Here is a 14963-nt window from a genome sequence, read left to right on the forward strand (position 1 = left end):
TAGATGAATTAAAGAATGATAATGCAGAGGTTACTAAAAAGAAATTAATAGAGATGACAGGATATTCTGCTTCAACATTTAGTAAACAACATGTAAAGGATTTATTAAAACAAAATAAGGTCTGTCAGTACAAGGAAACATTGAAAGTGAACCCAACTAAACAAGAAGCTTCTGCTAGATTTGAAAAGAGTTTAGATAAAGCAAACAGTGAAATTAGTAGACTTAAAGCAGTAATCGTTGCGAAAGAAATTAAAATAAATGAATTGGAAACTTCTCAAAAGGAATTTCAAGAAAAGTATGAAATATTGCTTGGTCAAGTGCATCAATTAACTAAAAAGGAACGGTTAAAAGGAATTGAGATTTGAATCGCATTGATTGGAAAAAATAGGTATGGTAAAATTATGAAATTTGTTATATTATTTATTTTGTAAGATTCGTGTTTGTTTACAACTACAAACGAAATTTAATGGAGGAGGTAAATTTAATGTTTACGAATATAGATGTAGATACTTGTATTTCGAGGGATTCTTATGATTTAATTCATAATATAGCAGAAGCCCATAAGTTTAGTAAAGGAAAAGGCATAAAAGTTGGATTGCTTGACTGGGGGTTCGGGTATTTAAAACATTCTGGTTTATATACAGGGGGGGTGGATTTTTCGAACAATATTTTTAATTTTAATAATGTAAGTGAACATGGATATTGGATGACTAACGCATTAAGAGAAGTAGCACCAGAATGTGAAACATATGCTTTAGGTACATATATTCATAATTCGGAGAATAAATGGGTTGACTCCTTAATTAATGCAATAGATTGGTCGATAGAAAACAATATTGATATTCTTACATTATCACATCAGAAAATAACAAATATTAATAGGGCAAAATTTGATGAAGCCGTAAATAGAGCGATTGATAAAGGAATTGTGACAACTTTTATACATTATGATAATCCAAACAATATACTACCTGATGGTTTATTTGCTAATACAGAAGAAGAAAGAAAACCAGATTTAAATATTTTTCATTACGACTATAATGGATTTGCTAATGGGAACCCTCCATACCTTTCCATATCTTCAACTTCACCTGTAGTTGCTGGCTTTGTAGCTATACTTAAAAGTATAAATAATAATCTTTCACCATCTGAATACAAGGATTTACTCATTAATACAAGCAAATCTATAAGCTATAATGATAGGGGATTACATAGACAAAATGTTCCAGTAAAACATGTTGCTGATATTGGAAATGCAGTTAGATATCTAATAGAGAACGTCAGGGGATAGAAATTAAAAAAGGTATGATGATTAGCATTCATTGATAATATGGAATTAACAATTAAAGATTCGTTTTACACATTTGATGAATACACTTAGGAGGGGATAGCAAATGGGAAAAATATCTGAAAGTATATTAAATAAAATCGTAGATGAAATACTTAGCGTTGCGACATGCTATACAAAAGAAGAATTAAATGAACTAATTAATCAAAACCGACAACAGCGAATATTATTACATTGCATCATACGATTTGCAAATAGTGAATTATTTAGGATAAATTATAAAGATGCTGAATATTATGATGACCAAGATAGTATATTATCTATTTCTACAGATAAAATAACGTTATCATTAGCTCCTCATATCATTAAAGATAATCTTTCAAAAGTATTAAATAAATGTTTTATAACAGATAATAAAGATAGATATGACAAAATTGTAGAATATATCTCACATGAATATATTTATCAATCGAAAGCAACTGTTCAATTGTATGATGTGCTAAAATCACAACAAGATAATTTTGATTCAATGGGTGAGAATATTTCAGAAGTTAAAAAGCTTATTATACAAGACCAGGAAAAGCAAAAAAGATTATTTGCAAAAAAACAAGATTTATTAAAATATGAATTACAAAATATTGTACAAGGTAATTTGGTAAATATGATGAAATACTTCTTGATTTTTGTATGTAAACAAAGCCCATCAATAATTGGTCCAAACGGGGAAGGATTTATTAGTATACCTGAAAGTATGTCGGTAAAGATAGCTGAAATTATTAGTGACTTAGATGTATACATTACTGATGACTTTGGAAATATACCTATAAAGGTTAATTTAGTGAATACATCAATTGCTAACTTTTCTGATTGTTGTATAGAACAAGAAGTAAATTATTTTATGTTTTTAGATATTTTCAAGGGTGAAATAAGTAAAAGTATAGATGATTTGAGAAAATATGAGGATTATATTGATATTGATACGAGAACTTTAGTATTGAGATTAAAAAATTACATAAATGCTCCTATTTTTACCTCTGTACCTGTTAGTGTTAAATACTATTTGGAGTCAAATAATCAAAATATTAAAGTAAATAAAAATGATATGCAAAAAATTATAAAAAGTATGGGTCAATGCCTAATAGATATAAAAAAAGAATTAACCCAATAATGTCATAAGTAATAATGTATGGTTTATATTTAATAGTGCATATTTATATATACATATAGGCGGGGGTAATCATTTTATTGAAGCTAATAAGGATGAAGAAGGTAATATCTTTATTGTAATTCACTCAGGTTCCAGGCATTTGGGATTGGAAGTGGCCAATTTCTATCAGGAACTGGCATATAAATCATTGAATGGCAATACTGCAGATGATATAAATCAATTAATTATAAATTATAAGGCAGCCGGAAGAGAACAGGAGATTCAGAGGGCAATTGATGATTTGAAGGCACAAATAAGAACCGAGATTCCAAAGCCGCTTGCCTATTTATCTGGACAGCTTATGGAAGATTATATCCACGATATGAAGATTGTCCAAAGATTTGCTTTACTAAACAGAAAGGCAATGATGGATGAGATTATAAGAGGCTTAAAGCTAAAGGTAGAGGAGGAATTTACCACTATACATAATTATATTGATACAGAGGCGATGATTCTTAGAAAGGGAGCAGTTTCTGCAAAGAAAGGGGAAAAGCTCTTAATTCCTATTAATATGAGGGATGGATCACTTATTTGTATTGGTAAAGGTAATGAAGATTGGAACAATTCAGCACCCCATGGGGCTGGAAGACTTATGTCCAGAATAAAAGCTAAGAGTACATTTACTGTATCAGAATTTAAGAAGCAGATGAAGGGAATCTATACCACATCAGTAAATTCGGATACATTGGATGAATGTCCTATGGCATATAAGGATATGGAAGACATTGTGAAAAATATAGGTGATACAGCAGAAATAGTAAAGATTATCAAGTCAATTTATAATTTTAAGGCTGGGGATGAATAATCCTTTAATAATTCAAACAACAAAAGGGCATATGAAGTTTAGGAAAAATTAAAGAATGAAAATTATAGCTTTATTATTTGTTGATCTCAAAGCGGGGAACACAAATAAATTGTCTTAAGTAGTAAGGTTTTGAAATATACTATTGGAAGCACAGGAAGGTGGAATAGTCTATGAAGGATAAGGAAAATGAATATCCTTGATGCATGAACGCAATGGTCAAAATAAACTTAATTTTTCTGGAAAATAAACTATGTTTACAGATATTTTATTATTTTTTATATTCCTTATACTTGCATTTTTTGGAGAATATGTAATAATAATTCTTAAAAGCAAAAAATAGATTGGAAGTATACTTTAATAATTACACAAAATTTATACAAGGATAATTTATCTATATGTGATTTAGTATGTATAAAGTAGATTTGCAACAATGCAAAGCAATGATTTTAATTGCTCTGCTGGGTGACTAAATTAAATGCAGGAAAAGGAGAGGAAGAGCATGGCTTCTTTTACAAGAAAAGCTATCATAGAATCATTTCTTAAATTACTTAATGAACGGCCGCTGAATAAGATTACTATAAAGGATATCGTAGAGGATTGTGGAATCAACCGCAACTCTTTTTATTACCATTTTGAAGATATGTCATCATTGGTAGAAGAGATCATGGTGGATGAAGCTGACAAAATCATAGAGCAATATGGCGATATCAGCTCTTTAGAAGAGTGTCTGGGTGTTGCTATAGATTTTGCTGTAAAGAATAAAAAAGCAGTTATGCATATCTATAGTTCTGCCAGCCGAGAAGCATATGAAAGATATCTAAACAGAGTATCGGAATATGTTGTAACAAAATATATAGACACATTTGTGGATATTCCGGCCCAAGAGGAAGATAAACAAATAATCATCAAGTTTTTTAAATGTGAACTAACCGGATATATTTTGGACTGGATGTCTGATGGTATGCGGTATGACATAAGAAATCAAGTTGGGCGTATATGCGAACTTTTTGAAGATACAACAAGAATTGCTTTTGAAAGAAGTGCTGGAAAACACTAGACAAATAAAGTATTTTGTCTGCTTTTTCAGCATTATCTGGTAAATGTCTATATTTTGGTCATTCTTTGCCTCGTGCCTAGTTTTAGGGCACGGGGCTTTTCTTGTCTATTTTATTCTGCCAATAACTCCATTAAAATAGACTACAGTTTGAAAAACAGCTAGTTTGTTTGAACACTAATAAATTACAGTAAAGAAAGGAAGTGAACCTGATGCATTCAACAAAGCCAATCCAGACTGCAAAAACCGGATATATTGTTATGTCTTTGCTGCTTTGCATTCTCGGGATAGTCATCATTATACACCCTGAGGTTTCTGCCAACACACTCTGTATTATGATTGGTGTGCTGCTTATTTGTTATGGAATATTCAAAGTGATTGGATATCTGTCAAAAGATTTATTCCGTCTTGCATTTCAATTTGACTTGGCTTTTGGTCTGCTGGTTGTAACCGTAGGAATTATTATGATTCTGCGCCCCACTCACATGCTTACACTGGTTAACTTTGTTCTTGGTATCATCATTCTGTCAGATGGGCTTTTTAAAGTGCAGATTGCGATAGATTCCAAAAAGTTTGGCATCCGTAAATGGTGGCTGATTACAATTCTAGCGGTTATTGCTATTACTTTCGGCATTCTTTTAATGATTGATTCATTCACCAGTACAAATCTTCTTATGATTATGCTTGGAAGTGCATTGCTGGCTGAAGGATTTCTTAATTTCTGTGTCATGTTATTTACAGTCAAAATTATTAAAAACCAATACCCGGAAGCCAATAATAAAGAATAGGAAATGAAGGAGGAAAAATAGATTATGAAATTTGGGAAAGTGGTTGTAAAACACCGCATACCGATTCTGATTATTGCTGCCATTCTGATGATTCCCTCTATCTTCGGTATGGCATCTACCAGAATTAATTATGATATGCTTAATTATTTACCGGAGGACATGGATACAGTCATCGGTCAGAATGAGCTTCTGGACGACTTCGGAAAAGGGGCGTTTTCATTTGTAATATTGGAGGGAATGTCTAATAAGGATGTATCTGCTTTAAAATCAAAAATAGAAAAAGTGGAACATGTGGAAACAGTACTGTGGTATGACAGTATGCTGGATATTTCGATTCCTATGGAACTACTGCCGGAGAAGGTCTACAATGCCTTCAATTCAGAGAATGCTACTATGATGGCTATTTTCTTTAATACATCCACTTCATCGGATGATACCATGGATGCTATTCGGGAAATTCGCTCTATTTCAGGAGAACAGTGTTTTCTGTCCGGTATGTCCGCTTTGGTAACAGATCTGAAAGATTTGTGTGAGAAAGAAGAACCAATTTATGTAGCTATTGCTGTTATTCTTGCCTGTATAGCCATGATAGTATTTATGGACAGCTGGCTGATACCATTTATATTCCTGGCAAGCATTGGTATGTCTATATTGCTGAATATGGGTACCAACTATTTCCTTGGAGAGATTTCCTATATAACGAAAGCTCTTTCCGCTGTTTTACAGCTTGCGGTTACAATGGATTATTCTATCTTCTTATGGCATAGTTATAATGAGCAAAGAAGCCGCTATTCAGACCATAAGGAAGCTATGGCAATAGCCATAAATGAAACCCTTGTTGCTGTAATTGGCAGCTCATTGACTACCGTAGCAGGATTCATTGCACTTTGTTTCATGACTTTTACCCTCGGACGGGATCTTGGTATTGTTATGGCTAAAGGCGTAATTTTAGGCGTGTTAGGCTGCGTTACGACCCTTCCTGCAATTATTATATTGATGGATGGACCTTTACAGAAAACAAAACATAAAGCCCTGATTCCCAATATGGATAAACTGGCCCGCAAGATAACCAAGGTATTTCCAATATTTCTTGCAATCTTTGCAATTCTTATTGTACCTGCTTATTATGGATACAGCAAAACCAACAAAGAAGTTTACTATGATATGGGTGAGAGCCTTCCAGAAGATATGAAATATGTCATAGCCAATTCCAAACTCAGTGAGGATTTTGATATTGCATCTACCCATATGATTCTCGTAGATGCCAATCTGCCAGATAAATCTATCAAGGCTATGATAAAGAATATGGAAAGTGTGGATGGCGTAAAATATGTACTTGGTTTGGAATCGGTACTAGGTTCACGGGTTCCCGAGGAGATTTTGCCGCAATCCTTAACAAATGTTTTAAAAAGTGACAAATGGGAACTGTACCTTGTCAACTCAGAATACAAAGTGTCCAGTGATGAGGTAAATGAACAGATAGATCAGATGAACAAGATACTGAAAGAATATGACAAAAAAGGCATGTTAATTGGTGAAGCTCCTTGTATGAAGGACATGATTGAAACCACCGACAGAGACTTCAAAGTAGTAAATGCTGTTTCTATCGTTGCAATATTTATTATTATTGCATTAGTGGAAAAAAGTTTTTCACTGCCCTTTGTTCTGGTTGCTGTTATAGAACTGGCTATATTTATAAATCTTGGTCTACCCTATTATTTAAACCAGTCCCTGCCGTTCATAGCACCTATATGTATCAGTACCATTCAACTTGGAGCAACAGTGGATTATGCAATCCTTATGACTACAAGATATAAAGCAGAACGTCAAAACGGCTCTGATAAGCATGATGCTATAACAACTGCTCTTTCTGCCTCAATTCCATCTATTGTTGTCAGTGCAATGGGGCTATTTGCAGCTACCTTTGGTGTTGCAATATATTCAGATATTGACATCATAAGTTCTATGTGTATGTTGATGGCAAGGGGTGCTATTATTAGTATGCTTTGTGTAATCTTTATATTGCCGGCTGCTTTTATGCTGCTGGATCGATTTATCTGTGCCACAAGTTTGGGTTTTAAACCAAACAGATAAGAAGGTATATAATCATATAGATTAAGGTTGAGTGATGTAACTAAAGATTCATAAGAGTCTAATTATAATACTTAAAAACAGATTTGGAGGCTAAAACATGAAAAAGGAAAAGAAGCGTTTAGTGAAAACTCTTTCACTATTATCAGGATTTTTCGTTTTGTGCGGCGGTATAAGTTTTGCAGTATATGCCACCGGTTCAAATAATACAAAAGTAAATGAAACGTTAAATATAAATAAAGAAGAAACGGTTATTGATGAAGATGCTGAAATAAGTAAAGATGAAACTGTTTATGTCATTTCCGGTTCTAATGGTACCGCAAAAAAGATTATTGTCAGCGATTGGATTAAAAATGCCATTGCAGGTGATAAGATTCAGGATAGAACGGATCTGGAAAATATCATTAATATGAAGGGCGATGAAAGTTATACTACAGATGGAGATAACATGAATGTCTGGGATGCCCAGGGTAATGATATCTATTACCAGGGTAATATTAAAAAAGAATTGCCTGTAAATATTGATATCAGTTATAAGTTAGATGGCAGTGCTATCTCAGCTGAGGAACTGGAAGGAAAAAGAGGTAAAGTAACAATTCGTTTTGATTATACGAATAATCAATATGAAATGGTGAATATAGATGGTAAACAGGAAAAGATGTATGTACCTTTTTCCGTACTTACCGGTATGGTACTTAACAATGATAATTTCAGAAATATTGAGGTTACTAACGGAAGATTGATGAATGATGGTGACCGTACCGTCATTGCTGGAATTGCTTTTCCTGGTCTTTCTGATAACCTGAATTTGAAAAAGGATACTTTTGAAATTCCTGATTATGTGGAAATTACTGCGGATGTTACTGACTTTGAATTGGCTGCAACCATAAGCATTGCTACAAATGAACTGTTCCATAATGTAGATTTGGATAATGTAGACAGCCTGGATGACTTATCCGGTTCTTTGGATGAATTAACGGATGCCATGAATCAGCTTATAGATGGAGCTTTTGAACTTTATGATGGCTTGTCTACTTTGCTTGATAAATCCGGTGAAATGGTTGATGGAATCAACCAGCTTACTACAGGAGCAAAGCAGCTGTCTGAAGGAACCGGAGAGCTTGGGGATGGTGCCGCAAAATTACAGGATGGTGCCGCAAAACTGGCCACTGGACTCGACACTTTGTCTTCCAATAACACCACTCTGAATGCCGGAGCAAAGCAGGTATTTGAATCTTTACTTTCCATGGCAGATTCACAGTTGGCTGATGCAGGACTTACTGTAAAAAAACTTACTATAGATAACTACAGTACTGTTTTGAATGGTGTTATGTCTTCATTGGACGGAAAAACTGTCTATAATATGGCATACAATAAGGCATACAGTCAGGTAGAGTCAGCTGTACGTGCACAGGAAGCTGCCATAAGTTCTAAAGTTGAGGCAGCTGTTCGTGAGAAAGTTTTAGAAGGTGTACTTAAAGCTGTAGGTCAGCCAATGACTGCAAAGGAATATGAAGCAGCAGTCAAAGGTGGAAAGCTTTCTGGTGAGACACAGGCAAAAATCACAGGAGCAGTGGAAAAGCAAATGTCCTCCTCAGAAATTAAGGAAGAGATCGCTAAAAATACAAAATTACAGATTAAGAATTTAACAGATGAAAAAATGAAATCTGATGAAGTAAAATCACAGATTAATAAGGCGGTAGATAGTGCCAAGTCAGGAGCATCCGGTATTGCCGCCCTTAAAACACAGCTAGACAGCTACAATCAGTTCTATCAAGGTCTGTTAACTTATACAGACGGTGTCGCAGAAGCTAGTTCCGGTGCGAAAGAACTAAAAAACGGAACAGAAACACTTAAAAAAGGAACAGACGGACTTAAGAACGGAGCAGGTGAACTATATGCCGGTCTTAACACATTAAAAGAAGGCAGCAGTGCACTGGTAGATGGGGTATCACAGCTAAAGGATGGTGCTAAGCGGCTTTCCGACGGACTTAAGGAATTTAATGATCAAGGAGTACAGAAACTGATAGATGCTGTTGATGGAGATTTGAACGGTCTGATAGACAGGTTACGTGCTACTTCGGAAGTATCCAAAGATTACAAGTCATTTGCAGGTATCAGTAAAGATATGAATGGCAGTGTAAGATTTATTTACAAAACCGATGCCATTGAGGTATCTGATAACGAGACTAAGTAGACGTATTGATATAATTGGCAGGGACATTTGGTAAAATAATAATTTTTTGTAAAACATATGAACCGCAACTTTGCAGTCAGCAAAATTGCGTTCATATGATATATAAATTTAAACAATATTGGGATTGGTATTACTGATGTAAATTTTTTGCTTTCAATATATTCAAAGCAGGTATTGGGTTATTAACGGTTACAAGAGTAGAGCCACATTCAATGGCTCTTAAAACATTTTCTTCGTCATCAGGACACCAGCACCAGGGATCTATATTCAATTCTTTATATTTATCACACAATTCCCTGGTTAAATCTTTCATTCCAATCCCTACGCTATAGTAATGGGAATTGGATTCTTCATTATAGTTTATTACAAGCCATTGGGGAAAACCCTGAGTTTTAACACCGTATTTTTTATGAGCGTATGTAGTTACATTCGCGTCAAAACAAGTAATGACGTAAGTGTCGGTTAGTTTGTATTCCTCAAGCATTTTTATGGTTTTATCTATGACACATGTTCTATAGTCCTTAATTTCTACATTTAGTAAAAGTTTTTTATTCTTCACCAATTCTAAAAATTCCTCAAAGGCCGGTATTCTTTCTCCTGTATAGTCTGGAGAAAAATAACCTCCGGCATCAAGTACTTTTATCTCACTCATATTGAAGTCTGCAACTTTACCGGTTCCGTTAGTTGTTCTATCCACGGTATTGTCATGAATCACAACAAGATGTCCGTCTTTTGTCATATTAATATCCATTTCTATTCCATCAACACCAAGTTCAATGGCTTTTTGAAAAGATAATATTGTATTTTCGGGATAGAATGCTTTTGCACCCCTATGCCCAACTACTAAGATATTATTTTCTGATTGTTCCCACATCATTATTGCCTTTCTATCTTTTCCATTTACTCTATATAGGTTTTTAGAGAAATTTATAAATAGATTTAAATTATGTACTACTTGTTGCAGTTATTTATAAAGATAATGATTTGCTGCCATAGAATAAATCATAATACATCCATAAAACAGTATATCTATTCTTAAGATCTTTTGCATACCAAATACCATCCTTAATTTTTTCTTCGCCATATAAAGATTTGAAGTCATCATAGGATAGCTTCACCTGCTTCAGGATTTTAATAATATATTCAGAGTCAGGAGTTTCTGATAAGACTTGGCTGATTTCCTTCCAGTGGTCCATATAGATTTTCAGCTTATTACGGTCTTCGTACCAACCTAAGCTATTTTGGAAATTGATAATACCGGGACCTGCTTCCGAATAAATAGTATGGATTTCTTTTTCCCATTTATTTTTACTAAATTCAGCTATTTGCTTAGGAATATCAATTTCTAATAATTCTTTTCTAAGTTTTGCAGTAATAATCGTTGAATATGCAACATCAATTCCGTGTAAAAAGTATGGTTCATGATTTAATAAGCCAACCACTTCAAAATAATGTGATAAATGATGTTCACTTCCGGAGGCAGGACGTGAATTTCCAATAAAACTCATAGCAATACCTACAATAATTAATGCTTCCATCAGAGTTTTAATACTGTATTCATCTCTCTCTAATAAACGGCTGCCAAGTTCTTCTGTGGATTTCACCATTTGGTAAGTCAAATCATAAACATACTCACAAAAGTATTCATTTTTCACAATACGGCTTAATTTCCAGTCATTAAGTGAGGAATATTTTCCTATAATATCTCCGTAACCGGATTTTATTAGTTCTATGGGTGCATTTTTAAGTATGTCTACATCTGCTATAATTACGGAAGGGACATGTGCCTCATAGGTTATTTTCATATTTTCTATAATCATGGCTGCAGCATTGGAGGCATATCCGTCCATAGAAGGGGCGGTTGCAATAATAAAATAGGGCAATTTCTTTATGAAACTTACGTATTTACATAAGTCATTTAATACTCCCGACCCGATACCAATTATTAAATCGGTTTTATCAGTAACGTTATCAGATAATTTCTGGATAGCTTCTTCATTTGGGACTAATATGTCATATCCTTCATAAACCAGTACATCCACGACTTTATTCCGGAGCAGCATTTGACTTTCCTTACCACAAATATCATAAGTATTCTGGTCCGCAACCAGTAAAATGTTATGATACATTTGGGTAAGGTTTGTAAGCTGGTTAAGCGCTCCTTTTTCAACTATTACATCTTTAATGTCACAGCTATGTAATTTTCCACAGTTACAATTCCTGTTAACATTCAATAAATTTCTAATATCCATAAGGAAACTCCTTCTATAAACTAGCAAAGGCAGAAGAGCAGGATTTTAATAGTGATGTTAGACATCCTGCTCTTACTGCTATTTAACAGTCATTTGATTAATATTAGTAAGAGCCGCCATATCCGATTTTAAATTTTTATATAAAGATTGATATATGGCATAGTAGCGGTTATAGAGTTCATGATTTTCTGGATTAGGACTAATTTTATCATCTAATACCTGCCAATTTCTAATATCCTTGTAAGTGAATTGGCCGGTACCGACTCCGGCTAAAATAACATCTCCCAAGTTAGCCTCGACATCTTCTTTTGGACAAATAACAGAATACCCTGTAACATCAGCAAATATTTGTTTCCACAATTTTGATTTTGTCACACCGCCTGCCAATAGAATGGAATTACCTAAATTAGTTCCTGTAGATTCCATAGTCTGGCGCAGATTGTATGCAACGGCTTCTAAAAAGGCACGATATACATGGGCTTTTGAATGAGTAAGTGACAGGCCGAATACAACGCCTTTTGCATTGGTATCCCAGATTGGACTTCTTTCGCCCATAAAATATGGAAGTATAACAATACCATCGCTGCCGGGAGAAAGTTTTTCCGCTTCGTCATTAAGAAGATCATAGGCATTTTTGCCATTTTGTTTTTCTTCCTGCATCTCCAATTCCGCAAAATTATTCCGAAACCATTTAATAAGTGCTCCTGCAGTAGCCCCGCCTCCAAAAGAATAGGAAAGCTTGCGGGCATCCTTTACGTAGGGCATTTCGATCAGACCTTTACTGGCTATTGGTTTGTCGTGTACTAGAGCAGCGCACATAGAAGTTCCAATGGCTGCAGCGTAGGAACCAGGCTCAAATACACCCAGGCCTAATGTGGCAACCACACAGTCGATACCACCGGCGCATACCGGAGTTCCGGCTGTAAGGCCTAGTTCTTTAGCGGCTTTTTCAGTAAGGTTGCCGACAATATCACTGGATTCCACCAGGCGGTTCGGCATCATGGATTTTGGTATATTCATTGCATTTAGCATCTCATCAGACCAGCAACGTTTTTCTATGTCAAAGATTCCACCGATATTTCCTGCGGAAGTATAATCAATTGCAATTTCACCGGTCATTTTATAAATGCAATAGGAGTTGGGGGTCAGGAATAGTTTTGTTTTTTTCCAGATTTCCGGTTCATTATCTTTTATCCAGAGAATCTTCAGGTAGCCGTAATATGGATCTGTACCATTATGGGTAATTGTATATAAACGTTCTGCATCAATATTATTTTTCACCCATTCCTCCTGGCTTTGCGCACGTCTGTCCATCCAGATCAAACAAGGCCTGAGAGGTTTTATTTCCGCATCCACCGGAATACCGGAGCCGCCATATAAAGAACTTACACAGATACCTTTTACATCTGACGGATCTATATCCGCTTTTTTCATTGCATTATGAATGGACCGGAAAGCTGCATCTACCCATACATCCGGCCATTGTTCTGCCCATAATGGTCTTGGAGTGATTAAATCATATTCCTGTAAATCCTGAGAAATCAATTTGCCTTCTGTGCTCATAACAATGGATTTTGTCCCTGAAGTACCAATATCCGTTCCGATTAAATAATTCATATTAACCTCAATTCCGGCGCCTTAGCGCCATTTAATAACAATGCGATTTGTGTTTCTGCGCAAATTGCCGGTCGAAAACTTGTTTTCGACCTAACCTCGATTTTGGCGCCTTAGCGCCATTTAATAACGATGCGATTTGTGCCTCTGCACAAATTGCCGGTCGAAAACTTTGTTTTCGACCTAACCTCGATTCTATAACCGTTGAGGGTGTTCTGTGGCTTTTAACAGCAGAATACCCTCAACCTGATTTATGTTCTCATAGATTAGAATGTAAGTGCTACCTTTAAATCTCCTTCCTTACCGTCGGAGTATTCAAAAGCTTTTTCCCATTGTTCAATTGGCATCATTCTGGTAATAACACCATTTGTTTTTAATTTACCGTTAGCCATATTTTCAATAACAAATGGATAAGCATAAGGGCTTAAGTGTGAACCAAGTACATCAAGTTCTTTACGGTCACCTATGATTGACCAATCAACCGTTGTAGGTGCACCAAATACACTGAATTCTACAAAACGTCCTAGTTTACGAATCATGGATAAGCCTTGAGTAACACTGGAGGGATGGCCTGTCGCTTCAATATATATATCACAGCCATAATTATCCGTCATTTTATTAATTTCTGAGAGTACGTCCATCTTAGAAGGATTCCACACATAATCAGCACCGAATTCACGTGCTTTTTCCAGACGGGAGTCAATCATGTCCAGAACGATTAATGCCTTAGGATTTTTCATCCTTGCATAAGTAATCATTCCAAGACCTAATGTGCCGGCACCAGATATAACTACAACATCTTCATTAGTGATTTGAGCCCGATCAACGGCATGTTTGGAACAGCCATATGGTTCTATAAGAAGTGCCTGCTCTATTGCCATGGAATCCGGCACACGGCTGATAACGGCGTTCTTAGGAAATCTTACGTATTCTGCCATACCTCCATTATTGGTATTTTGAAAACCAAAGATGTTATGAGGCTGACACATCCAATAATGTCCGTCTTTGCAGAAACGACATTCTCCACAGGGAACAATTTGATCGGCTATAATACGCTCACCAATTTTATAATTTCTTACATTCTCACCCATCTGCACAATACGGCCGAAAAACTCATGTCCCGGTATAAATGGGGGTTTTACCCAGGATGGTTGAGTTTCATCACCCCAAAACATTGCGGCGCCATGCTTACATTTTACATCACCGGCACAGATACCACAGGCTTCGGTCTTAATAATGATATCGTCAGGTCCGCATTCCGGAGTCGGATAAGTCGGTTCCAGGCGATAATCATCTTTTGAATAAGCTACTAATGCCTTCATAGTTTTTGGAATATTGTTCATATTAACCTCGCTTCTGGTGCTTTAGCACCTTTTGATAATAGTAGCAATTTGTGCCTTTGCGCAAATTGCCGGTCGAAAGTTTATTTTCGACTAACCTCGCTTCTGGTGCTTTAGCACCTTTTGATAATAGTAGCAATTTGTGCCTTTGCGCAAATTGCCGGTCGAAAGTTTATTTTCGACTAACCTCGCTTCTGGTGCTTTAGCACCTTTTGATAATAGTAGCAATTTGTGCCTTTGCGCAAATTGCCGGTCGAAAGTTTATTTTCGACTAACCTCGCTTCTGGTGCTTTAGCACCTTTTGATAATAGTAGCAATTTGTGCCTT

At 35.4% G+C, this 14963-nt stretch carries 12 protein-coding genes; 8 read left to right on the top strand and 4 right to left on the bottom strand.

Annotation, left to right across the window (positions count from 1 at the left end; all coding sequences use genetic code 11):
- Positions 1-53 precede the first annotated feature (53 nt).
- The 8 genes from RT261_RS01650 (at position 54) to RT261_RS01685 (ending at position 9430) form a co-directional block, all read left to right on the top strand.
- Positions 54-365 (top strand): hypothetical protein, encoded by a 312-nt coding sequence (locus RT261_RS01650; protein ID WP_331665355.1) that lies wholly within the window; start codon positions 54-56, stop codon positions 363-365.
- Between the two features lie 119 nt (positions 366-484).
- Positions 485-1291, top strand: a complete 807-nt coding sequence (locus tag RT261_RS01655) for a peptidase (RefSeq protein WP_313128512.1) — start codon at positions 485-487, stop codon at positions 1289-1291.
- A 103-nt stretch (positions 1292-1394) separates the two neighbouring features.
- Positions 1395-2456 carry a hypothetical protein gene (locus RT261_RS01660; protein ID WP_313128514.1) on the top strand — a complete coding sequence of 354 codons (1062 nt, stop codon included), beginning with the start codon at positions 1395-1397 and terminating at the stop codon, positions 2454-2456.
- A 55-nt stretch (positions 2457-2511) separates the two neighbouring features.
- Positions 2512-3300 carry an RtcB family protein gene (locus tag RT261_RS01665; RefSeq protein WP_331665356.1) on the top strand — a complete coding sequence of 263 codons (789 nt, stop codon included), beginning with the start codon at positions 2512-2514 and terminating at the stop codon, positions 3298-3300.
- A 499-nt stretch (positions 3301-3799) separates the two neighbouring features.
- Complete coding sequence (locus tag RT261_RS01670; RefSeq protein WP_313128516.1) at positions 3800-4357, top strand: TetR/AcrR family transcriptional regulator; 558 nt, start codon at positions 3800-3802, stop codon at positions 4355-4357.
- Positions 4358-4566: 209 nt separating this feature from the next.
- Positions 4567-5142 carry an HdeD family acid-resistance protein gene (locus RT261_RS01675; RefSeq protein ID WP_313128519.1) on the top strand — a complete coding sequence of 192 codons (576 nt, stop codon included), beginning with the start codon at positions 4567-4569 and terminating at the stop codon, positions 5140-5142.
- A 24-nt stretch (positions 5143-5166) separates the two neighbouring features.
- Positions 5167-7236, top strand: a complete 2070-nt coding sequence (locus tag RT261_RS01680) for an efflux RND transporter permease subunit (RefSeq protein ID WP_313128521.1) — start codon at positions 5167-5169, stop codon at positions 7234-7236.
- 97 nt (positions 7237-7333) lie between these two features.
- Positions 7334-9430: a hypothetical protein gene (locus RT261_RS01685; RefSeq protein ID WP_313128524.1), complete on the top strand. Its 2097-nt coding sequence runs from the start codon at positions 7334-7336 to the stop codon at positions 9428-9430.
- A gap of 130 nt (positions 9431-9560) precedes the next feature.
- On the opposite strand, the gene RT261_RS01690 is transcribed toward RT261_RS01685, so the two are convergent.
- The 4 genes from RT261_RS01690 to RT261_RS01705 all read right to left on the bottom strand — a co-directional run bounded on the left by RT261_RS01690 (position 9561) and on the right by RT261_RS01705 (position 14639).
- Positions 9561-10307, bottom strand: a complete 747-nt coding sequence (locus RT261_RS01690) for a glycerophosphodiester phosphodiesterase (RefSeq protein WP_313128526.1) — start codon at positions 10305-10307, stop codon at positions 9561-9563.
- 91 nt (positions 10308-10398) lie between these two features.
- Entirely contained in the window at positions 10399-11682 is a 1284-nt protein-coding gene (locus RT261_RS01695) for a sn-glycerol-1-phosphate dehydrogenase (protein ID WP_313128530.1), read from the bottom strand.
- A 78-nt stretch (positions 11683-11760) separates the two neighbouring features.
- Positions 11761-13299 carry an FGGY-family carbohydrate kinase gene (locus tag RT261_RS01700; RefSeq protein WP_313128532.1) on the bottom strand — a complete coding sequence of 513 codons (1539 nt, stop codon included), beginning with the start codon at positions 13297-13299 and terminating at the stop codon, positions 11761-11763.
- A gap of 263 nt (positions 13300-13562) precedes the next feature.
- Positions 13563-14639, bottom strand: coding sequence for an alcohol dehydrogenase catalytic domain-containing protein (locus RT261_RS01705; protein ID WP_313128535.1), 1077 nt, complete (start codon positions 14637-14639; stop codon positions 13563-13565).
- Between the last annotated feature and the right edge of the window lie 324 nt (positions 14640-14963).

It is taken from the genome of Anaerocolumna sp. (assembly GCF_032079385.1).
Taxonomy (GTDB): Bacteria; Bacillota; Clostridia; order Lachnospirales; family Lachnospiraceae; genus Anaerocolumna.